General features: G+C 57.9%; 20 protein-coding genes and 1 pseudogene. 10 read left to right on the forward strand and 11 right to left on the reverse strand.

Features of this window, described 5'->3' with window-relative positions; translation table 11 throughout:
* Window positions 1-22 precede the first annotated feature (22 nt).
* The gene (locus ETW23_RS20205) at window positions 23-916 is read left to right on the forward strand and encodes a ParB/RepB/Spo0J family partition protein (protein WP_134831065.1); all 894 of its coding nucleotides are present in this window, start codon (window positions 23-25) and stop codon (window positions 914-916) included.
* On the opposite strand, the gene ETW23_RS20210 is transcribed toward ETW23_RS20205, so the two are convergent.
* Genes ETW23_RS20210 through rph form a run of 4 tightly spaced genes read right to left on the reverse strand, consistent with a single transcriptional unit; the run spans window position 906 to window position 3735 of the window.
* Window positions 906-1259, reverse strand: a complete 354-nt coding sequence (locus ETW23_RS20210; protein WP_129372657.1) for a YbaN family protein — start codon at window positions 1257-1259, stop codon at window positions 906-908. The two genes, ETW23_RS20205 and ETW23_RS20210, sit on opposite strands and share 11 nt — an antisense overlap.
* Window positions 1260-1263: 4 nt before the next feature.
* The gene (gene hemW, locus ETW23_RS20215) at window positions 1264-2418 is read right to left on the reverse strand and encodes a radical SAM family heme chaperone HemW (RefSeq protein WP_134831066.1); all 1155 of its coding nucleotides are present in this window, start codon (window positions 2416-2418) and stop codon (window positions 1264-1266) included.
* Window positions 2411-3025: an RdgB/HAM1 family non-canonical purine NTP pyrophosphatase gene (gene rdgB, locus ETW23_RS20220; RefSeq protein ID WP_134831067.1), complete on the reverse strand. Its 615-nt coding sequence runs from the start codon at window positions 3023-3025 to the stop codon at window positions 2411-2413. Before rdgB ends, hemW begins: the two co-directional genes overlap by 8 nt.
* Window positions 3022-3735: a ribonuclease PH gene (gene rph / locus ETW23_RS20225; protein ID WP_134831068.1), complete on the reverse strand. Its 714-nt coding sequence runs from the start codon at window positions 3733-3735 to the stop codon at window positions 3022-3024. The genes rdgB and rph overlap by 4 nt, the downstream gene beginning before the upstream one ends.
* 143 nt (window positions 3736-3878) lie before the next feature.
* Between rph and hrcA the strand changes: the two genes are divergently transcribed.
* A complete protein-coding gene (hrcA, locus tag ETW23_RS20230; RefSeq protein ID WP_129372653.1) occupies window positions 3879-4943 on the forward strand; it encodes a heat-inducible transcriptional repressor HrcA in 1065 nt (354 codons plus the stop codon).
* Between the two features lie 9 nt (window positions 4944-4952).
* Window positions 4953-5516 (forward strand): nucleotide exchange factor GrpE, encoded by a 564-nt coding sequence (locus tag ETW23_RS20235; RefSeq protein WP_027256989.1) that lies wholly within the window; start codon window positions 4953-4955, stop codon window positions 5514-5516.
* A gap of 89 nt (window positions 5517-5605) precedes the next feature.
* Here the strand turns inward: ETW23_RS20235 and mutS are convergent, their stop codons facing one another.
* Entirely contained in the window at window positions 5606-8236 is a 2631-nt protein-coding gene (gene mutS, locus ETW23_RS20240) for a DNA mismatch repair protein MutS (RefSeq protein ID WP_134831069.1), read from the reverse strand.
* Window positions 8237-8337: 101 nt separating this feature from the next.
* Window positions 8338-9171, reverse strand: a complete 834-nt coding sequence (locus ETW23_RS20245; RefSeq protein ID WP_134831070.1) for a flagellin — start codon at window positions 9169-9171, stop codon at window positions 8338-8340.
* Window positions 9172-9471: 300 nt separating this feature from the next.
* Between ETW23_RS20245 and ETW23_RS20250 the strand changes: the two genes are divergently transcribed.
* Window positions 9472-11727 carry an NADP-dependent malic enzyme gene (locus ETW23_RS20250; protein WP_129372650.1) on the forward strand — a complete coding sequence of 752 codons (2256 nt, stop codon included), beginning with the start codon at window positions 9472-9474 and terminating at the stop codon, window positions 11725-11727.
* Window positions 11728-11732: 5 nt separating this feature from the next.
* A complete protein-coding gene (locus ETW23_RS20255) occupies window positions 11733-12605 on the forward strand; it encodes a ribokinase (protein ID WP_134831071.1) in 873 nt (290 codons plus the stop codon).
* A gap of 79 nt (window positions 12606-12684) precedes the next feature.
* Here the strand turns inward: ETW23_RS20255 and msrA are convergent, their stop codons facing one another.
* Complete coding sequence (gene msrA, locus ETW23_RS20260) at window positions 12685-13314, reverse strand: peptide-methionine (S)-S-oxide reductase MsrA (RefSeq protein ID WP_247676689.1); 630 nt, start codon at window positions 13312-13314, stop codon at window positions 12685-12687.
* Window positions 13315-13499: 185 nt separating this feature from the next.
* On the opposite strand from msrA, the gene ETW23_RS20265 reads away from it, so the two are divergent.
* Both ETW23_RS20265 and ETW23_RS20270 read left to right on the forward strand, forming a co-directional pair.
* Window positions 13500-14408 (forward strand): D-amino acid aminotransferase, encoded by a 909-nt coding sequence (locus tag ETW23_RS20265; protein ID WP_134831073.1) that lies wholly within the window; start codon window positions 13500-13502, stop codon window positions 14406-14408.
* Window positions 14408-15121, forward strand: coding sequence for an HAD family hydrolase (locus ETW23_RS20270; RefSeq protein ID WP_134831369.1), 714 nt, complete (start codon window positions 14408-14410; stop codon window positions 15119-15121). The genes ETW23_RS20265 and ETW23_RS20270 overlap by 1 nt, the downstream gene beginning before the upstream one ends.
* 74 nt (window positions 15122-15195) lie before the next feature.
* On the opposite strand, the gene ETW23_RS20275 is transcribed toward ETW23_RS20270, so the two are convergent.
* The 3 genes from ETW23_RS20275 to ETW23_RS20285 form a co-directional block, all read right to left on the reverse strand.
* Window positions 15196-15480, reverse strand: a complete 285-nt coding sequence (locus ETW23_RS20275; protein WP_129372646.1) for an SCP2 sterol-binding domain-containing protein — start codon at window positions 15478-15480, stop codon at window positions 15196-15198.
* A 79-nt stretch (window positions 15481-15559) separates the two neighbouring features.
* The gene (locus tag ETW23_RS20280; protein ID WP_129372645.1) at window positions 15560-16024 is read right to left on the reverse strand and encodes a DUF1810 domain-containing protein; all 465 of its coding nucleotides are present in this window, start codon (window positions 16022-16024) and stop codon (window positions 15560-15562) included.
* On the reverse strand, window positions 16021-17247 hold the full coding sequence (locus ETW23_RS20285) for an argininosuccinate synthase (RefSeq protein ID WP_134831074.1): 1227 nt from the start codon (window positions 17245-17247) through the stop codon (window positions 16021-16023). The genes ETW23_RS20280 and ETW23_RS20285 overlap by 4 nt, the downstream gene beginning before the upstream one ends.
* Before the next feature lie 139 nt (window positions 17248-17386).
* On the opposite strand from ETW23_RS20285, the gene ETW23_RS20290 reads away from it, so the two are divergent.
* Window positions 17387-18115 carry a hypothetical protein gene (locus tag ETW23_RS20290; protein ID WP_134831075.1) on the forward strand — a complete coding sequence of 243 codons (729 nt, stop codon included), beginning with the start codon at window positions 17387-17389 and terminating at the stop codon, window positions 18113-18115.
* Window positions 18116-18184: 69 nt separating this feature from the next.
* The gene (gene ilvA / locus ETW23_RS20295; RefSeq protein WP_134831076.1) at window positions 18185-19411 is read left to right on the forward strand and encodes a threonine ammonia-lyase IlvA; all 1227 of its coding nucleotides are present in this window, start codon (window positions 18185-18187) and stop codon (window positions 19409-19411) included.
* Between the two features lie 14 nt (window positions 19412-19425).
* Here the strand turns inward: ilvA and ETW23_RS20300 are convergent, their stop codons facing one another.
* Complete coding sequence (locus tag ETW23_RS20300; RefSeq protein ID WP_134831077.1) at window positions 19426-19749, reverse strand: Hpt domain-containing protein; 324 nt, start codon at window positions 19747-19749, stop codon at window positions 19426-19428.
* A 187-nt stretch (window positions 19750-19936) separates the two neighbouring features.
* Between ETW23_RS20300 and ETW23_RS20305 the strand changes: the two are divergent.
* A pseudogene (locus tag ETW23_RS20305) lies at window positions 19937-21189 on the forward strand (PP2C family protein-serine/threonine phosphatase).
* Window positions 21190-21229: the final 40 nt, after the last annotated feature.

Here is a 21229-nt window from a genome sequence, read left to right on the forward strand (position 1 = left end):
AGAATACCTACCGGAGGCAATCATGGCAGACAAAAAAACAAAACCACGCGGACTGGGCCGGGGATTGTCAGCATTGATGGCAGATGTGAACCCTGCACCGGTGAGTACGCAGGCAGAGGCACCACGGAATGCAGAGATTCTGGTGCCGATCGAAAATGTCATTGCCAACCCAAATCAGCCGCGCCGTCAGTTCTTGCAAGAAGACTTGGATGATCTGACAGCCTCAATTAAGGAAAAGGGTGTTCTGCAGCCGCTGATCGTGCGGCCGCGGCCTGGCGGAAAATTCGAGATTGTGGCTGGTGAACGCCGCTGGCGCGCCTCACAGGCCGCGCAGTTGCATGAAGTTCCAGTACTGATCCGGGATTACTCGGATCTTGAGATGATGGAAGTGGCCATCATCGAAAACATTCAGCGCTCGGATCTTAATGCGCTGGAAGAGGCGCAGAGCTACAAGCAACTGATGGAAAAGTTCGGCCATACGCAAGAACGCATGGCCGAAGCACTTGGCAAAAGCCGGAGCCATATTGCTAATCTAGTGCGCTTGTTGCACCTGCCGGATGATGTTCAAATTCTGGTGCAGGAGCGCAAGCTGTCGGCTGGCCATGCCCGGGCACTGATCACTTCGGATAATGCTTCAGATCTTGCCGTGAAGATCGTCAAGGGTGGGCTGTCTGTCCGCGCGACCGAAGCATTGGTGAAGAAAGATGCCGCCGGAGTTCAGACATCTGCCGAAAAGAAACCGAGAAAGCCGCAGGAAAAGGATGCGGATACCCGTGCTCTTGAAGGAGATCTGTCGGCAGTTCTTAAAATGAAAGTGCTTATTGATCACAAGCCTGGTGGCGAGGCCGGCGCCGTAACGATCAGCTACGAAAACCTGGATCAACTGGATGAGCTGTGTAACCTGCTCAGCCGCTAGGCCGGGTCCAGATGAAGAAAAGAACAGAAGATAGAACAACCGCCTGGATCCCTATTATGTAGCCAGGGGCACCAAGCAGCAGAGATAGTCCGAAGACGGCGGCAATCGAAACGGTTGCCGCCTTTTTTGCGCCTGGCCGGATGGCGCCGTGGTCGCGCCAATCCAGGATCATGGGACCAAAAATGTTGTGATCAACGATCCAACTGTGCAGACGTTCAGATGAGTTGGCGAAGAAGAACGCGGCAAGGAGAAGGAAAGGCACGGTTGGAAGTAAAGGCAGAACAATACCTACGACGGCCAAGCCGACACAGAACAGTCCTAGGCCGGCATAGATAAAACGCATTGATTCAATCCATCAACAGTTCGCGGAGCACTGCATTCAATAGCGCGCGTCCTTGATCAGTCGCGCGGAGCTTCTTCTCTGAGATAGTGACCATGCCCATCTGTACAAGATCCTCAAGTCGACCCTCGGGGAGATTAACGCCTGATAGTTGAGTGTACCGTGCTAAATCCAGACCTTCGGACAGGCGCATCCCCATCATCATGTATTCAGCCGCAGCATCTTCCTGCGAAAGAGATTCGCGCAGGGACTCCCCGTTTCCCTTGCTGACGGCTTCCAGCCAGGCACCTGGGGCCAGATGGGTTTCCGTGGCGTACCGGTTTCCATCAATGCTCAAACGGCCATGAGCGCCGGGGCCGATCCCGGCGTAGTCGCCATATCGCCAATAGATCAGATTATGACGGGATTCCGAACCCGGCTTGGCGTGGTTGGAGATTTCATAGCCGGCCATGCCAAAAGACGCGCAGATGTCCTGGGTGGCCTGATACATATCCGCGGCGGTGTCGTCAGCTGGCAGACCGCGCAGTTTACCCCGGGCGTAGCGATCACCAAAAGCGGTGCCGTCCTCAATTGTCAGCTGGTAGAGCGACAGGTGGTCAATAGCCATGGAAAGTGCTTCGCGAAGTTCCGCTTCCCAGGTTTTCAGTGTTTGGCCCTGACGGGCATAAATCAAATCAAAGCTGACACGGTCAAAGCATTTGCGGGCGATATCAAAGGCTGCTTTGGCTTCGGAGACACTGTGAATACGTCCCAGCCGGCGCAAGTCCTCGTCGTTCAGGGCCTGAATACCCATGGAGATCCTGTTGACTCCGGCGTCGCGGTAGCCGGCAAAGCGACCTGCCTCGACCGAGCCGGGATTTGCTTCAAGAGAGATCTCTATGTCATTGGCAAAGGGCCAAATTTCACGTGCCCGATCAATAACAGCGGCGACAGTTTCCGGCTGCATCAGAGAGGGGGTGCCTCCGCCGAAGAATATTGAGTTAAGGACACGGCCTGAGAGCTGTTCCGAGAGTCTGTCGAGTTCGCTTAGATAGGCTCTAACCCATAGTTTTTGGTCTATATTTGCGGCGACATGACTGTTGAAGTCGCAATAGGGGCATTTGGCTTGGCAAAAGGGCCAATGCACGTAGAGGCCGAAACCCCCATTGCGCCAGTCATCCACCGAAACAGCCCCGGATGAACTGGGCAACTGCTTTGCCACGATGGCTGATCTTGTTCTTTTCCGTTGGGTCCATTTCGGCGCAAGTGATGCTATACCCCTCCGGTTGGAACATCGGATCGTAACCAAACCCATGCTCGCCGCGGATTGGCCAAATCAGCTGGCCGGGCATCACGCCTTCGAACACCTCGTCGTGGCCGTCTGGCCAGGCAATGACCAGGGTACAGCGGAACTGGGCGGTGCGGGGGGCCTCGGGGCCGGCAGCGTTCAGCTCGTCATTGGCGCGGGTCATCGCCATTTGGAAGTCACGGCCATTCGGGGTTTCTGCCCAATCGGCGGTGTAGACCCCCGGGGCACCGTTCAGAGCGTCGATAGTGATCCCGGAATCATCGGACAAGGCCGGCAGGCCGGTTGCCTTGGCCGCTGCATGGGCCTTGATGCGGGCATTGCCGACAAACGTGTCTTCGGTTTCTTCCGGCTCCGGCAGGTTCATTTCGCCGGCGCCGGCAACGCTGACGCCAAACGGGGCGAGTATCTCGGTGATCTCGTTCAGCTTGCCCTTGTTGTGGGTGGCGACAAGCAGCTTGCCGCCTTCCAGTTTGCGGATCATGTGCAGGCGGCCTTTTGCATCTCTGCCAGCTCTGTGGTGCCTTTGGCGGCCAGATCCATCAGCTGGTTCATCTGGTCGCGGGAGAACAGGGAGCCTTCGGCAGACATCTGCACTTCGATCAGCTTGCCCGAGCCGGTCATGATGAAGTTGCCATCGACGCCGGCCTCGGAATCCTCCGGGTAGTCGAGATCCAGCACCGGCTGGCCGGCATAGATGCCGCAGGACACAGCAGAAACAGGATCCATCAGCGGGTCGATGTGGACGTCGCCGGCTTTCATCAGCTTGTTAACCGCCAGGCGCAGGGCGACCCAGCCGCCGGTGATCGAGGCGCAACGGGTGCCGCCATCGGCCTGCAAAACGTCACAGTCGACGGTGATCTGACGCTCGCCCAAAGCCACGCGGTCGACGCCGGCCCGCAATGCGCGGCCGATCAGACGCTGAATTTCAACCGTGCGGCCGCCTTGCTTGCCCGACGCAGCCTCGCGGCGCATCCGGGTGTTCGTGGCGCGGGGAAGCATACCGTATTCAGCAGTGACCCAGCCAAGGCCGGTTCCCTTGATAAAGGGCGGCACCCGGTCTTCGATGGTGGCGGTACACAGGACGTGGGTATCGCCAATCTTAATCAGGCAGGAGCCCTCAGCGTGTTTGGTGAAGCCGGTCTCAATCGACACGGCGCGCATTTCATTCAGTTCTCGTCCTGAGGGTCGCATGGCACATCCTTTATTTGCTGGCTTGGGGATATCCCCCGGACGCCAAGCTATGCAAGCCCGATTGACCTTTTCCCATGCTGCTCTTTAATGACAACCTAGCTTTGGGTTCTTATGTTGAATCCGCAAGAAACGCTGGAACATCGATGAGCGACGCGAACAATATTCTGCAAGATCTGAATGACCGTTCGCGGGAAGTCTTCCGGACGGTGGTTGAAAGCTATTTGGAGAGCGGCGATCCGGTTGGGAGCCGCACGCTGACACGTTCACTGAGCGAAAAGGTAAGTGCGGCCACGGTTCGCAACGTTATGCAGGATCTGGAATTCCTTGGCCTTCTGGATAGCCCGCATATTAGCGCTGGCAGGGTGCCCACCCAGATGGGCTTGCGGATGTTTGTCGATGGGTTGCTGGAGGTTGGCGACCTGAACGCAAACGACCGCCAGAAGATCGACGCGACGCTGGGCAAAAATGCCGGCGATGTGGGGGGCATGCTGGACCGGGTCGGCGCGGCGCTGTCCGGTGTGACGCAAGGTGCTTCGTTGGTGCTGACGCCCAAACATGAGGCGGAGATCCGGCATATTGAATTTGTCTCATTGGCGCACGACCGGGCGCTGGTGGTGCTGGTGTTCTCGGATGGCCATGTAGAAAACCGCCTGTTTAAGCCGCCGCCGGGACAGACGCCCAGTTCGATGCGGGAGGCTGCGAATTTTCTTAATGCGCTGATTGAAGGGCGCACGCTGAGCGAGGTGCAGCGGGAGATCCAAAAAGAGATCTCGGCACGGCGGCAGGAAATCGATAGTCTGGCACATGCGATGATCGAAAGCGGGTTGGCCGTCTGGGAGGATGACGACAGTGATCAGGCCCGACTTATTGTACGCGGGCGGGCGAATCTTCTGGCGGAAACCGGTGCGGCGGAGGAGCTGGAGCGGATACGGACCTTGTTTGACGATTTAGAGCGCAAGCGTGATATCGCCGAATTTCTGGAACTGACCGAAGACGGCGATGGCGTGCGCATTTTTATCGGTTCGGAGAACAAACTTTTCTCACTTTCGGGTTCCTCTTTGGTGGTGTCTCCCTATATGAACGCGGATCGAAAGATCATCGGTGCGGTGGGGGTGATTGGCCCGACGCGCCTGAATTACGGACGGATTGTGCCGATTGTAGACTATACGGCACAACTGGTCGGCAAACTGTTGTCGGACCGGAGTTAGAGGTGAAACATGGCAGAGCTCAAGGACGAAGACTTTCTGGATGATATCGCTGCCGCCGAGGCAGAAGAGCTGGCGGGGCAGACCGAGGAATTTGATGATGCCTCGTTGGAAATCGATGCACTCCGGGCGGAACGGGATGAGCTGAAGGACCGGTTCATGCGGGCGCTGGCGGATGCCGAGAACGCCCGCAAACGCGGTGACAAGGCACGCCGGGAAGCGGAGAATTACGGTGGTTCGAAACTGGCCCGTGACATGCTGCCGGTTTACGACAACATGAAGCGCGCGATCGAAGCGGCGACCGATGAGCAGCGCGAAGTTGCGGCGGCGCTGATCGAAGGTGTGGAACTGACCATGCGGTCGCTGCTGGGTGTGTTTGAAAAGCACGGCATCCGGGTTGTGTCGCCAGAAGTTGGCGACAAGTTTGATCCGCAGGTGCATGAGGCGATGTTCGAAGCGCCGGTGCCGGGCACCAAGGCAGGTGACATCATCCAGGTGTCCGCCGAAGGCTTTATGCTGCACGACCGCCTGCTGCGGGCCGCGCAGGTTGGTGTGTCGTCCACGCCGGCCGGCTGATGTGAACAGACCCTGACGGGCCTGTGCCTTCGGCGAGAGTATTTTCGGAAAGATGAAAAGGCGGGTCCGTTTGGATTCGCCTTTCCTTTTTAGATTGCAGCTTCTTTTAGTTTGTAAATCATTTCCAGTGCTTCTCGCGGGGAGAGGTCGTCCGGCTGTATACCGGCGAGGAGTTCTTCGGCCGGAGAGGGCCCTGCCGGCGCCGTGGGTTGCGGTGGCGGGGCTGCTGCGAAGAGGGGGAGGTCGTCGATTTGGACCTTCGTTCCGCCTTCGCGGCTGCTTTGCTCCAGCATGCCGAGTACATCCCGCGCACGCGCAACTACTGATGCCGGGAGGCCGGCCAGCTGCGCAACCTGGACACCATAGGACCGGTCAGCGGCGCCTTTGTGCACTTCATGCAGAAAGATCACTTCGCCTTCCCATTCTTTGACCGCTACTGTGGCGTTGTCGACGCCTTCCAATTTGGCGGCAAGCTGGGTCAGCTCGTGGTAATGGGTCGCAAAAAGCGCGCGCGAGCGGTTAACCTCATGCAGGTGTTCCAGCGTGGCCCAGGCGATGGAGAGGCCATCATAGGTGGCAGTGCCACGGCCGATCTCATCCAGGATCACCAGGGCACGGTCGTCGGCCTGATTTAGAATGGCTGCAGTTTCCACCATTTCCACCATGAAGGTGGAGCGGCCGCGCGCGAGGTCGTCCGAAGCACCGACCCGGCTGAAAAGCTGGCTAACGACGCCGATATGGGCACTTTCCGCGGGAACGTAACTGCCCATTTGGGCAAGCAAAGCTATCAGAGCGTTCTGGCGCAGGAAGGTCGACTTGCCGGCCATGTTCGGACCGGTAAGCAGCCAAACCGCGGCACCATCCTGGGCTGACAGATCGCAGTCATTGGCCACAAAAGTTTCGCCGCCCTGCTGGCGCAGCGCTTGTTCCACCACAGGGTGGCGACCGCCCTCCACGTGGAACGCACGGCTTCCATCAACCTTCGGACGGGTCCAGTTTTCGCCGCGTGCCAGATCGGCCAACCCGGCCAGAAGATCCAGCTCGGCCAGCCCGCGGGCGGCGGTGTTAAGACGGGCGGCGGACTCCAGGATTGCCCCGGAAAGCCCCGCATAGAGCCTTTTTTCAATCTCCAGTGCCAGGTTTCCGGCATTCAGGATGCGGGTTTCGATCTCGCTTAGCTCCACCGTGGTGAAACGGACCTGATTTGCTGTTGTCTGGCGGTGAATGTAGGTCTCATTGAGAGGTGGCGACATCATCTTATCCGCGTGGGTTGCGGTGGTTTCGATGAAATAGCCCAGCACGTTGTTATGCTTGATCTTCAGTGAGGTGACGCCGGTGTGCTGGGCGTATTGCTGCTGCATCGAAGCAATCACCGAGCGGCCTTCGTCGCGCAGAATGCGGGCTTCGTCCAGTTCCGGATCGTAACCGGTTGCGATGTAACCGCCGTCCCGTGCCATAAGCGGCGGTTCGGCAACCAGGGCCGGATCGAGGAGAGACAGCAAATCGTCGAACCCTTGCAGATCCGATATGGCCCCGGCCATCAGCGCAGGCAGTTCCAGCCCGGCGCAGAATCCGGCAATTGCTTCGGCCTGCGACAGCCCGTTGCGGATGGCAGCCAGATCGCGCGGGCCGCCGCGCTCCAGCGCCAGACGGGAGAGCGCCCGATCGAGGTCCGGTGTTTTGCGCAAAGCCGCGCGCAGGTCTTCGGCGGTCTGTGCTTGGTCAACAGTGAAGTCCAATGCAGCAAGGCGCTGGTGGATCACATCGAGATTACGGGAGGGGCTGGACAGCCGTTGTTCCAGCAAGCGGGCGCCGCCGGGTGTGACAGTGCGGTCAACAACTGCCAGCAGCGAGCCGGCGCGGCCGCCGGACAGCGAACGGGTCAACTCCAAGTTGCGACGGGTGGCGGCGTCGATCTGGACCACCCGATCCTGCGCTTCCTGCTGCGGCGGCTGCAGCAGCGGCAGTTTGCCTTTTTGGGTGATCTCCAAATAATCGATCAGCGCGCCCATGGCTGAGACCTCAGCCCGGGTGAAAGTACCGAATCCATCCAATGCGCTGACGTTGAACAGAGAGCAGATGCGTTTTTCTGCCGCGGTGCTGTCAAAGCTCGCCTTGCCCAGCGGAGTGAGCGGGATCTTGTATTCTTCAGCCAGAGGGAGGGCAGCGTCATAGGCCGGACCATCAGCAACGATCAGCTCTGATGGCGCCAGACGGGCGAGCTCGGGTGACAAGCGGACCCGCGCGACCGGCATCACGTGGAACGCTCCGGTGGAGATGTCCGCCCAAGCCAGCGCCGCCTCATCCCGCAGTTCAGAGTAAGAAACCAGAAAATTGTGGCGGCGCGCTTCTAGCAGAGACTCTTCGGTGAGAGTGCCCGGGGTCACAAGCCGCACCACATCCCGCTTCACCACCGATTTGGAACCGCGCTTTTTAGCCTCGGCCGGGCTTTCCAGCTGCTCGCCCACGGCAACGCGAAAGCCCTTGCGGATCAGCGTCAGCAGATAGCCCTCGGCGGCATGGACGGGCACGCCGCACATCGGAATGTCCTCGCCATTGTGCTTGCCGCGTTTGGTCAGCGCAATGTCCAGGGCTTCAGCGGCGTTGACTGCGTCCTCAAAGAACATCTCGTAAAAGTCGCCCATCCGGTAAAAAAGCAACGCATCCGCATGCGCTGCTTTGATCTCGAGATACTGCGCCATCATGGGCGTAACGGTCATGAAAATTCCCCCGGGTCGTCGTTGTAAAACGTGTACATTGGGGGCGGTCCGAGGAAAACCCGGATGTGACTGCCGCCAGGAACTCCGGCGGCAGTCTGCTGTTAGTAAAGGTTGCGCAGCGTGTCCGGCATCGTGTTGACGATGGAGAGCGACAGAGTGCTCAGCTGTTGCTGCGCTTGCAGCGCCAGAAGTTTTGTCGCCGCTTCCTCCATGCTGGTGTCGATCATCGAGCTGACCCCTTGGGTGATCGAATCCGACAGCTTGCCGACATACTGGTTCTGTTCGGCAATGCCGCCGGCGCTAGCGCCAAGAGCAGCGGAACTGTCGATTGCGTAAGCCAGGAACCCTTCGATTTCTTCTAGGGCGGTCAGCGCGCTGGCGCTGTCGGTGATGGCAGTCCGGTTGCCAATGTCAAACTGCGGGCTGCCTTCGAAGTCGGCGCCATTTACGCTGATCGTGGTCACGCCTCCGGTTGCGGATAGTGCAGAGGGGACAGTCAGCGCTGTGCCGCCATTGCCGTCCACATCGGTTTTCAGCAGGTTCACACCATTGAAACTGGAGGATGAGATGATCGAATTGATCTGCTCCGTCTTTTGTGACAGGGCCGCTTCGAATTTGCTGAAATCCCCCATCCCGCTTGCCGCCATAACAGCCAGTGACCGCATTTCTGTTAAAGTGTCAGTGATCTGTTCCGCTCCGGCGGAAGCAACTGCCACGGTGGCTTCACCCAGCGACAACGTGTCTGAGACAGAACGCAATCCCGAAATATCAGAATCCATCAGCTCGGAAATAGCCCAAAGGGCGGCGTTATCCTGTGCCGTGTTGACTTCTTTGCCGGTGGATATGCTGTCTTGCACGGTGTCGAGCTGGCTATTGACGCCACCCAATGTCTGCAAGGCAACCATCGCGCCGGAATTGTTTTGGAAACTTATCATTCCTCATTATTCCTTTGATCCTAGGCCCGTGTTCCGGGCGGACAAATGTCATTCTGACACGTGCTTCTCAGGCTCATAAGTTCGAGCGCGCAGCGCCACCTGGCTTACAGATGCGTGTTAATACCTATTAATAAATTACAGCAGCCGGGCGTCTACTTTAAGGTGAAAACTTGGCGCTATGCATCGTCCTTTAGTCGCATTTATCTCAATTCTGGCTATACAGATTCTTGAAAGCCCGGATTGAGGGGCGCGGTTGGCTGGGCTAAGACGGACCGCGACGAGGAGAGGACACGAGAAAAAATGCCCAAGACAAAGATCACCGACGAAGAAGCCCTAGCGTTTCACCTGGAGCCGTCTCCAGGCAAATGGGAGATCAATGCCACCGTCCCGATGACAACGCAGCGGGATTTGTCTTTGGCGTACTCTCCAGGTGTTGCGGTGCCTTGCGAGGCAATCGCGGAAAACCCTGAAACTGCTTATGATTACACCAACAAGGGCAACTTGGTTGCGGTGATTTCCAACGGCACGGCGGTGCTGGGTCTGGGCAATCTGGGGGCTTTGGGCTCTAAGCCGGTGATGGAGGGCAAATCTGTCCTGTTCAAACGCTTCGCTGACGTGAACTCGATCGACATCGAACTGGACACCGAGGATCCGGACAAGTTCATCGAAGCGGTTAAGCTGATGGGGCCGACCTTTGGCGGCATCAACCTGGAAGACATCAAGGCGCCGGAGTGTTTCATCATTGAGCAGAAGCTCAAGGAAGAGATGGACATTCCCGTGTTCCACGACGATCAGCACGGCACTGCGGTGATCTGCGCGGCCGGCCTGATCAACGCGTTGCATCTGTCGGGCAAGAAGATTGAGGATGTGAAGATCGTCCTGAATGGCGCAGGGGCAGCCGGCATTGCCTGTATCGAGCTGCTGAAAGCCATGGGCGCGCGGCACGAGAACTGCATCGTCTGCGACACCAAAGGCGTGATCTATCAGGGCCGTACCGAGGGCATGAACCAGTGGAAATCTGCCCATGCGATCAGCACGGATCTACGCACGCTCGAAGAAGCCATGCGCGGTGCCGACGTTTTCCTGGGTGTATCGGTCAAGGGCGCGGTAACCCAGGAAATGGTCGCCGCGATGGCCGACAATCCGGTGATTTTTGCGATGGCCAACCCGGATCCGGAAATCACTCCGGAAGAGGCGCATGAGGTGCGCGTCGATGCCATCGTCGCCACCGGCCGGTCCGATTACCCGAACCAGGTCAACAACGTGCTGGGCTTCCCCTACCTGTTCCGCGGCGCGCTGGATATCCACGCCCGCGCCATCAACGACGAGATGAAGATCGCCTGTGCCCACGCGCTTGCAGCACTCGCACGTGAGGATGTGCCGGATGAAGTGGCGCTGGCCTATGGCAAGTCGCTGTCATTTGGCCGCGACTATATCATTCCGACGCCCTTTGATCCCCGGCTTATCCATCGGATCCCGCTGGCGGTGGCCAGGGCTGGCATGGACACCGGTGCCGCCCGCCGTCCGATCGTGGACATGGACGCCTATGAGGTGGGATTGAAATCCCGCATGGATCCGACCGCCTCTATCCTGCGCGGATTGAATGCCCGTGCCCGGTCCGCCCAGTCCCGGATGATCTTTGCCGAAGGAGATGACCCGCGTGCGCTGCGCGCTGCGGTGATGTACCAGCGTTCGGGCTTTGGCAAATCGCTGGTTGTGGGCCGGCAGGAGGATGTGCGCACCAAACTGGAAAAAGCCGGCCTTGGCGATGCCGTGCGCGAGCTGGAAATTGTCAACGCTGCCAACACGCCGAATTTCGATTTGTACAAGGACTTTTTGTACAGCCGTTTGCAGCGTAAAGGCTTTGATCACAAGGATATTCACCGGCTGGTGGGACGTGACCGGCACGTGTTTGCCAGCCTGATGCTGGCGCATGGGCATGGCGACGGTCTGGTCACCGGCGCAACCCGGAAATCGGCCCATGTGCTTGAGCGGATCAACCATGTGTTTGATGCCGATGCTGATCATGGAGCCGCTGGTGTGACCGCACTGTTGCACAAAGGCCGGATTGTTCTGATCGGGGACACGCTGGTGCATGAATGGCCGGATGAGAACCACCTGGCAAACATCGCTGAACGTGCCGTGGGTGTTGCCCGCCATATGGGACTTGAACCGCGGGTGGCCTTTGTCAGCTTCTCCACTTTCGGTTACCCAGTGTCAGAACGTGCGGAAAAGATGCATGTCGCACCCGCTGTATTGGACAAACGCGGTGTTGATTTCGAATACGAAGGCGAGATGACCGTTGATGTGGCACTGAACGAGCGGGCGCAGCGGTACTACCCGTTCCAGCGTCTGACCGGCCCGGCCAACATCCTGATCGTGCCGGCCCGCCACTCAGCCTCGATTTCGGTCAAGCTGATGCAGGAGATGGGCGGCGCCACGGTGATCGGCCCGATCCTCTCTGGCATCGACAAACCGATCCAGATCTGCTCGACCACCTCCACCACCAATGACATTCTGAACATGGCGGTACTGGCAGCCTGCAACATCGGGTGATCTGAATGGCGATCTGGAACCTGGGATCAATCAACGCGGACATGGTCTATGCCTTGCCGCATCTGCCGGCGGCGGGGGAAACCCTTGCCGCTAGGCGCCTTGACCGCTTTTTAGGCGGGAAAGGCGCTAACATGTCCGTTGCCGCCGTCCGCGCTGGCAGCGAGGTTAATCACATTGGCGCTGTTGGACCTGACGGGGCTTGGGCAACTGAGCGGTTGAAGGTTTATGGCGCCGGAATTCGCAATATAGCCCAGGTGGACATCCCAACCGGCCACGCCATCATTGCGGTGGAGCCGGAGGGGGAAAACCAGATTATCCTGTTTCCAGGCGCCAACCGTGCGCTGACCCAAGACCAATTGGAACAAGCGCTTTCGCGGGCAAATGCAGGCGACATTCTGGTGATGCAGAATGAAACCAATATGCAAGCCGAAGCTGCCCGTGCGGGCCGGGATCACGGGATGCGGGTCTGCTACGCCGCCGCCCCTTTTGACGCGGACGCCGTTCAAGCGGTTCTTCCGCTTCTCGACTTCTTGATCCTGAACGAGGTGGAAGCCGGACAGCTGAAAGAGGCCTCTGGCAAGTTGCCGGATGAGCTTGGCATCAAAGACGTGATTATCACTCTTGGTGCTAAAGGAGCCCGGCATATCAACGGCGAAACCGGTGCGATTCTGGATGTTCCCGCTCTTCCGGTAACGCCTGTGGATACCACGGGGGCAGGGGACACTTTCACCGGGTATGTCCTCTCAGGTCTGGATCAGGGTTTGCCGTTGTCCGAGGCAATGTCGCAGGCCGCACAGGCTGCGGCACTGATGGTCACACGGCATGGCACGGCAGATGTGATTCCTGATTTGAAAGAAGTGCAGGCGGCCTGTTTTTAGTCTGCGGCAGCCTGCTTCTTTCTGGTTCATAAATACTCCGGGGGAATTGGCCGTCAGGCCAAGGGGGCAGCGCCCCGTTTCAATGCCCGTTTGCAAAAGGCGCGGCATCGCCCCACAGCTGCGCCACCCGCTCATCGCGCCCGCAGGCCTGGCGGTATCGCTTATAGGCCTCCGCCTGCCGTTTGGGGCCAAAGCGGGTGAACACCAAGTTGTCCCCCTTGTAGTAGTCCTGATGATAGTCTTCGGCTTCATAGAAGGTCTTTGCTGAAAGGACAGGCGTCACGATTGTTATTCCCAAGGCATCCTGAGCTTTGGAAATAACCCGCCTGGCCAGGGCCTTTTCCACCTTGTTAGAGACAAATACCGCCGTGCGGTAGCTCTCTCCGCGGTCGCAGAACTGGCCGCCTGCGTCGGTCGGATCAACCGAGCGGATAAACAATTCCAGCAAATGCCCGCGCGAGACTTTCGCCGGATCAAAAGTAATTCTTACCGCTTCGTAATGGCCGCTGCCGCCGCGGCTGACGTCTTTGTAAGTCGGGCTTTTGGTCTTGCCGCCGGTATAGCCCGACACGGCCTCGATCACCCCGGGCACGCTTTCAAAATCGCTTTCCACACACCAGAAGCATCCCCCTGCCACGGTCAGATCTTCAGTTGCTTGCGCCTGCACCGGATTGGCATGAGCTACCGTGCCGATCGCAATTAGCCCCATCAAAGTCAAAGGTCTCAGTTTTTCCAGAAAACGCATCTTGGGCCTCCAGTTAGCTTTGTTGCTACCCTGCCGGCGGATGCGCAGTCCCTCAACCCGGCAGCGACGGATTTCACGGACAGGTGACAGCAAGTTACTGCTTGGAAATTGGATCCAATATTACTAACGTGCCGGCAAAGGAGGATCCCATGACTGAAAAGATGAGCACTCACCAGGCTGAAGAAGATCAGCGCAACGAAGAAATCCTGATCTATCTGAACGGCAAAACTGTCGCCAAGGCTGAGGCCAAGGTGAGTGTCTATGACAGCGGTTTCATGCTGGGCGACGGCGTGTGGGAAGGGCTGCGGCTGTACAATGGAACCTGGGCCTTCTTTGACGAACATCTGGACCGGCTGTTTGAGGCTGCCAAGGCGATTGACTTGGACATCGGGTTGGACCGGGAGGGCGTGAAAACCGCTGTGTTAGAGACACAGAAGGCCAATGGAATGACCACTGATGCCCATACCCGGTTGATGGTCACACGCGGGGTAAAAACACGCCCTTTCCAGCACCCTTCGCTGTCGCAGCAAGGTCCGACGATTACCATTATCATGGAGCATTCCCGCCCCAATTTGCCGCGTCCGATAAAACTGGCCACAGTGCCGCATATCCGCGGGCTGCCGATGACGCAGGACCCCAAACTGAATTCCCACTCCAAGCTGAATTGTATCATCGCCTGTATCGCTGCCGAGAAGGCCGGCGCGGATGAGGCGCTGATGCTGGACGTGAATGGCTTTGTGAACACCACAAATGCTTGCAACTTCTTTATCGTGCGCAAGGGGGAGGTTTGGACTTCGACCGGAGATTATTGCATGAATGGCATTACCCGGCAGAAAGTGATCGACTTGTGCCGCGCCAACGATATTCCGGTTCACGAGCGGAACTATTCGCTGGTGGATGCATACGGTGCCGACGAAGCCTTTCTGACTGGCACTTTCGGGGCGCAGACACCGGTGGGCAGCATCGACGGGCGGCAGATCGGCAGCGGTCAGATGGGACCCATGACCGAAAATCTTCGTGGCCTCTATAAGGATCTCATCGAAAAGGAGTGCGCATGATGCGGATTGCCATGTGGTCCGGGCCGCGGAACCTGTCGACGGCGCTGATGTACGCCTTTGGCAACCGAGGTGATTGCGCAGTGGTGGATGAGCCGTTTTACGCCGCCTATCTGGCGATGACCGGCCTGAGCCACCCGATGCGGGCAGAAATTCTGGACAGCCAGCCGCAGGAACCGGATGCCGTGGCAGAAGCGCTGCTGGGGCAGGTTCCAGGCGCCAAGCCGCACTACTATCAAAAACATATGACGCAGCACATGATCCCCGGCGTTCCGCGGCAGTGGATGCAAGAGGTCGCAAATGTCTTTTTGATCCGTCATCCTGCCCGTGTGATCGCCTCATATGCTGTGAAGCGGGAAAATCCCAGCTTGGAAGACATTGGATTCCGCCAGCAGGCGGAGCTGCTCGAACTGGTGCGCAGCTGGGGACAGTCACCGGTTGTTGTTGACAGTCATGACATTCGGGATGATCCGGCAGGCAAACTGGAACAATTGTGCGAGACGATTGGCATGCCGTTTTCCCCGAAGATGCTGACCTGGCCAAGGGGCGGGCATAAGGACGACGGCGTGTGGGCGGCGCATTGGTACGGTGCGGTCTGGAATTCAACCGGCTTTGCTGGCCCGGAAGGCCCGCTGCCGGAGGTGCCGGAGGAGCTGCAGCCCGTGCTGCAGGCGGCGCTGCCAATATATGAGCAAATGAAGGCAGCTAAAATCTGAGGGGGAAAAGGGGGCGTTGCCCCCTCGCGCATGCGGCGCTCACCCCCAGGATGTTTTCAGCCGGAAGAAGAGGCTCAGCCGATCAGTTTGCCCAGTTTCATGGCAACACCCATGTCGCCGGAGATCTTGATTTTGCCCATCATTACGGCTGTCATCGGGTTGAGCTTGCCGGTGAGCAGCTTTTTCAGGTTCTCTCTGGAAAGCTGCAGCGTGCAGTCGGTGTCACAGTCTTCGGTGCAGGCAGCGCCATTGGCGAGCACGATAACGCCGTCGTTCCCGCAGTCGAATTTCAGCGTGCCGTCAAAGCTCTTTCCTGCCAGACCTGTGCGGATGTCCTCGGCGATGTCCTGAAGTGACATATATTCCTCCCTTGCTTGCGGTGAGGGTTAGGCACGCAAGGGTAGCCGGGCAATAGTGACCAAGGGGGAGGGCGCCGGGTTACGTTTCGGCAAGGGCTGCCTTGGTAAGCGGACAGGGCTGACCGCCATAGAAGGTATCAAGCACCTGCCGGAATTCCGCCGGCGCACCGGGGACAGCCGCAAACAACGTCATTGAAGAGCGTAGTTTCTTAGCGTCGGTACTGCCGAGGATCTGCGCGGGATCGGTACCCTGATGCTGCAGCACCAGTCGGCTGGTGTCTACCAGGCGGCTGCGCAGTTTTTCGTGGTTCAGATAGGCGATGGCCTCGGCCTGGTCCTCGATCCCGTAAAGCTGCGCCATGTGGGATTGGCCGAGTTCGGCCAATTGGGGAAAGACGAACCACATCCAGTGGCTCGTCTTTTTTCCTGCAGAGAGTTCAGCCAGGACAGCCGCCCAAACGGTGTCCTGAGCTTCGACGAACATTTCCAGTTCTTCCGCGAAATCGTCCTCGAAATCGCCGTCTATGCCGCCGTAGTCACTCACTTTTTGATCCGGCGCTCGCGGGCGGCCAGCAGCTTGAGGCGCAGGGCATTCAGCTGAATGAAACCTGCAGCATCCGTCTGGTCATAGGCGCCGGCGTCTTCCTCAAAAGTCACATGCGCTTCGGAGTAGAGCGAGTGATCCGACCAGCGGCCCACGCAGACTGCGGAGCCTTTGTAAAGCTTCAGGCGCACGGTTCCGGTGACATGTTCCTGGCTCTTGTCGATAGCAGCCTGCAGCATTTCGCGCTCGGGCGAATACCAGAAGCCATTGTAGATCAGCTCTGCGTATTTCGGCATCAGCTCATCTTTGAGATGCATTGCGCCGCGGTCCATGGTGATCGATTCAATGCCGCGGTGGGCTTCCAGCAGCAGGGTTCCGCCAGGGGTTTCATAAATGCCGCGGGATTTCATACCGACAAAACGGCCTTCGACCAGATCGAGACGGCCGCAGCCATGCTTGCCGCCCAATTCGTTCAGTTTGGTCAACAGGTCTGCCGGGCTCAGCGTCTCACCATTAATGCTGACGGCATCGCCCTTTTCAAAACCGACCTCGATGAACTCAGGTTCATTCGGCGCGTCCTCGGGGTGAACGGTGCGCTGGTAGACATAGTCAGGCGCCATTACTGCCGGGTCTTCCAGAACCTTGCCTTCGGAGGAGGTGTGCAGCAGGTTTGCGTCAACCGAGAAGGGGGCTTCGCCGCGTTTGTCCTTGGCCACCGGAATCTGGTTCGCTTCGGCAAATTCCAGCAGACGGGTACGCGAGGTCAGATCCCATTCACGCCAGGGTGCGATCACCTTGATGTCCGGGTTCAATGCGTAGGCTGCCAGCTCAAAGCGGACCTGATCGTTGCCCTTGCCGGTGGCGCCGTGTGCAACCGCGTCGGCGCCAGTGGCCTCAGCAATCTCAACCAGGCGCTTGGAGATCAGCGGGCGGGCGATGGAGGTGCCCAGCAAATAGAGCCCCTCGTAAACCGCATTGGCGCGGAACATCGGGAAGACGAAGTCGCGGACAAATTCCTCACGTACATCCTCGATGAAGATGTTTTCCGGCTTGATGCCCAGCATTTCTGCCTTTTTGCGGGCGGGCTCCAGTTCCTCACCCTGGCCGAGATCGGCGGTGAAGGTGACAACTTCGCAGCCGTATTCGGTCTGCAGCCATTTCAGGATGATCGAGGTGTCGAGGCCGCCGGAATAGGCGAGCACAACTTTCTTAGGCGCGGACATGGAATTCCCTCTCAGGTCAGAACGCCAGCGGCGTAGCGGGTTTTGCCCGGAAGGGCAAGGTTAACCGGGGTTCTCATTGTTGTAGTCACCCCCTAAGTTGCGCCCGAAAACATCACATTTGGCCCAGGAGAATTGCGGCGTGACTGGTTGGAAGATATTTTCGCATTCATTGTTTTTGCTCAATCATAATTTGAAAGATGCAGTTCGCATCTCCTCACCCTTGATCGCAATGATGGCCATTGGCTTTGCTATGGGAGACGGCGGCACATTCGCCGGGGAGACATTTGATCCAGCAGCAGGCCAATCCCAAAACTTGCTGCTGCAATTCCTTACTGGAATGGCGGGTCTATGGGTGGCAGTCGCTTGGCACCGGTTTGTCCTGCTCGAAGAACAAGGCGGTCTCGTGCCTGCTTTCCATGGGCGCCGAATGCTGTCTTATTTTTTTGTTCTTCTTCTTCTAACTTTGATGATGACCATTGCCGGTGGGACCGCGGGCGGTTTGGTTGGAATTTTGAGCGGGGCTTCGGGGCCGATTTTCATCATCGGTATTGTTGGTATCGTTGCTGTCGCTGTGTGGGGATTCTATCGGTTGTCGCCGCTATTGCCAGCAGCTGCCCTTGGCCAAGCTCTGGGTGCACGGAGCGCTTGGCAAGCCACATCTGAAATCTCCGGAGCAGTATTTCTGGCGGCGATACTGCTGATATTCTTTTTCCTATTAGGGGCAGCTGCTGCCCTGCTCATTCTGTTTCAGGTCAGTGCGGTGGTTGGCTTGGTGATGCTTGGTGTTCTGCAATGGGTTTGGACGATGGCAGGCATCAGCATTTTGACCACCATTTACGGCATCGCAATTGAGCGTCGCCCGATCTAATCCAGTATTCTTAGGTATGCCTTGCGCCCGCCCCTTGCCTTGGGGCGGGCTTGCGCCACTGAATGGCTCATGAGCGATTTCAAGACCCAGGCCCAAAAGGCCGAGGCGGCGATGCGCGATGTGTTTCCGCCCACGCCGCTTCAACGCAATGTGCACCTGTCCGAGCGTTTCGGCGCGGATATCTATCTTAAGCGCGAGGATCTGAGCCCGGTCCGCTCCTACAAGATCCGCGGTGCGCTGAACGCGATGCGCAAGCAGCCGGATCAGGAGCTGTATGTTTGTGCCTCGGCCGGCAACCATGCGCAGGGCGTTGCTTTCATGTGCCGTCATCTAGGCAAGCGCGGCGTAATCTTCATGCCGGTGACAACGCCGCAGCAGAAAATCCAGAAGACCCGGATGTTCGGCGGCGACAATATCGAAATCCATCTGGTTGGCGACTATTTCGACATTTGCCTGGCTGCTGCGCAGGAGTGGTGTGCCAAGGAGGGCGGGCATTTCCTGTCGCCCTTTGATGATGCCGATGTGATAGAAGGCCAGGCCTCCATCGCCGTGGAGATCGAAGCGCAGCTGGGTAAAACACCGGATCACGTGCTGCTGCCGGTTGGCGGCGGCGGCATGTCGGCCGGTGTTTCCTCTTGGTTTGGTGACGGGGTGCATAGCCTGTTTGTTGAGCCTGAAGGCGGTGCGTGTCTGCGGGCAGCGCTTGCCGCAGGCAAGCCGGTTGCATTGGATCATGTCGACACTTTTGTCGATGGCGCTGCGGTGGGGCGGATCGGCGCGCTGCCGTTTGATATTCTAAAGGAGGTGCCGCTGCCGGATGTACTGGCCATCTCCGAGGACCGCATCTGCGCCACCATTATCGAGATGCTGAACGTGGAAGGCATTGTGCTGGAGCCGGCCGGCGCGCTGTCGGTCGAGGCGCTGCAGGATGTGCGCTCCTGGATCCGCGGCAAGACGGTGGTTTGCGTCACATCCGGCGGCAACTTTGATTTTGAACGTCTGCCAGAGGTCAAAGAACGGGCGCAGCGCTATTCCGGAGTTAAGAAGTACTTCATCTTGCGCCTGCCGCAGCGGCCTGGAGCGCTGAAGGAGTTTCTTGGCATCTTAGGCCCGGAGGACGACATCGCCCGCTTTGAATACATGAAGAAGTCCGCCCGCAATTTCGGTTCGGTGCTGATCGGGATCGAAACCAAGCGGCCGGAGAATTTCGAGCAACTGTTTGCACGGCTTGATGCGGCCGGGATGACCTTTACGGACATCACCCAGGACGAGACCTTGGTGCAGTTTGTGATCTGACATCTGAAGCCTGGTCAGAATTTTTCGGACATCCCGGTCAGGAAAGCAGATCTGGACGCTTGGAAATTGGCGATGATGGCAGCGACATCGACATCTTCTGCGCCACCTTGTGCCGACTTTCGCTCGCCGTCCATGCACAGACCCGAAAATTCATCAAACCCGAGGTTCAGCGCGCTGCCTTTCAGGAAATGCAGGTCCTGCTCCAGCTGACTGCAATCACCGCCTTGCAGCCTGCCGATAACTTCCTCGACCTCTTCGAGAAAAATTTCAACAACTTCCTCGAAATCCTCGGCGCCAACTTCTTCGCGCAGCTCGGTCACTCGCGGCCAGTCAATCATGTCATATGTCCCTAAGATCAGTCGCCATGCGCAATTTCTTAAGTTGATTGCAGTAAAAATATAGTGAAATAAAGAGGGAAGCTCAAATTTTAGGTTTCACCGCCTGTTAAATTTCTGGACCGATAGTATCACAAGATCGTCTGATTTTGCCATTTGTGAGGTGCCTTCGGTGCTGCCAGAAAGTTCGATGGACAACGAGGACCACACAGTGGCCGGATCAATACGCCGTGTGCTGGTCGTTGATGACAGCCGCCTGCAAAGACGCATTCTAGTTGCTTCTCTCAAGAAATGGGGGTTTGAGGTCGTCGAGGCTGAGAGCGGCGAGGCCGCGATGGAAGTTTGCCAGACAGAAACTCCTGACTTGATCCTCAGCGACTGGATGATGCCGGGCATGAACGGGCTGGAGTTTTGCCGCGCGTTCCGTACTCGCTCCAGCGAGGAGTATGCTTATTTCATCCTGCTGACCTCAAAGAGCGAAAAGAACGAGGTTGCAGAAGGGCTTGATGCAGGCGCCGACGATTTCCTGACCAAGCCGGTCAGCTCGGATGAACTGCGGGCGCGGATTTCTGCGGGTGAGCGGATCCTGAGAATGCAGCGGGAACTGTCTGAGAAGAACCGTATCGTGTCCGAAACTCTGGGGAGTTGCAGCGGGTTTATGATGCGATCGACAAGGACCTGATCCAAGCCCGCAAGATTCAGGAATCACTGGTGCCGGAACTGTCCAAGGATTTCGGATCCTCCACTGTCAGTCTGCTGCTGAAGCCCTGCGGCCATATTGGCGGCGATCTGGTGGGAATGTTCTCTCCTGGCGTGAACCGAATCGGCTTTTATTCTATCGACGTGTCCGGTCACGGCATCACGTCGGCGATGATGACAGCGCGTCTCGGCGGCTATCTGTCTTCGAATTACTTCGATCAGAATGTCGGGATGGAGAAACGCTTCAACCGGTTTTACGCTCTGCGCCAGCCGGAGGAAGTCGCCAGCCTGCTGAATGCACGGCTGATCGCTGATACCGGGATCGAAGAGTACTTCACCATGGCCTATTGTATCGCCGATTTGCGCAGCGGTGTTGTTAAGATGGTGCAAGCAGGCCACCCGCATCCGCTGTTGCTGCGCAAGAACGGTGAACTGGAGTTCATCGGTAAGGGTGGTGTGCCGGTGGGACTGGTTCCCGATATCGGCTACAGCCAGGAAGAATTTGTCATGGAACGTGGCGACCGCCTGCTGCTGTTCTCTGACGGCTTTACAGAGGCGCGGCTGGAAGATGGGTCCATGCTGGAGCCGGAGGGTCTGCTGGAGCTGGTTGGAAAATGCGGGTCAGAGCAAAGCAGTAAGGAATTTCTGGATGATCTTTACTGGCATTTGACGCAAGTTATGAGCAAGGAACACGGGCTTGAGGATGACGTCTCGGCCACATTGTTTGAGTACCAGGGTCCGTAAACCAGTCAGGTTGGTTGTCTGATGTTGTCCTGGCTTCGGC

It is taken from the genome of Leisingera sp. NJS201, assembly GCF_004535885.1.
Classification (GTDB): domain Bacteria; phylum Pseudomonadota; class Alphaproteobacteria; order Rhodobacterales; family Rhodobacteraceae; genus Leisingera.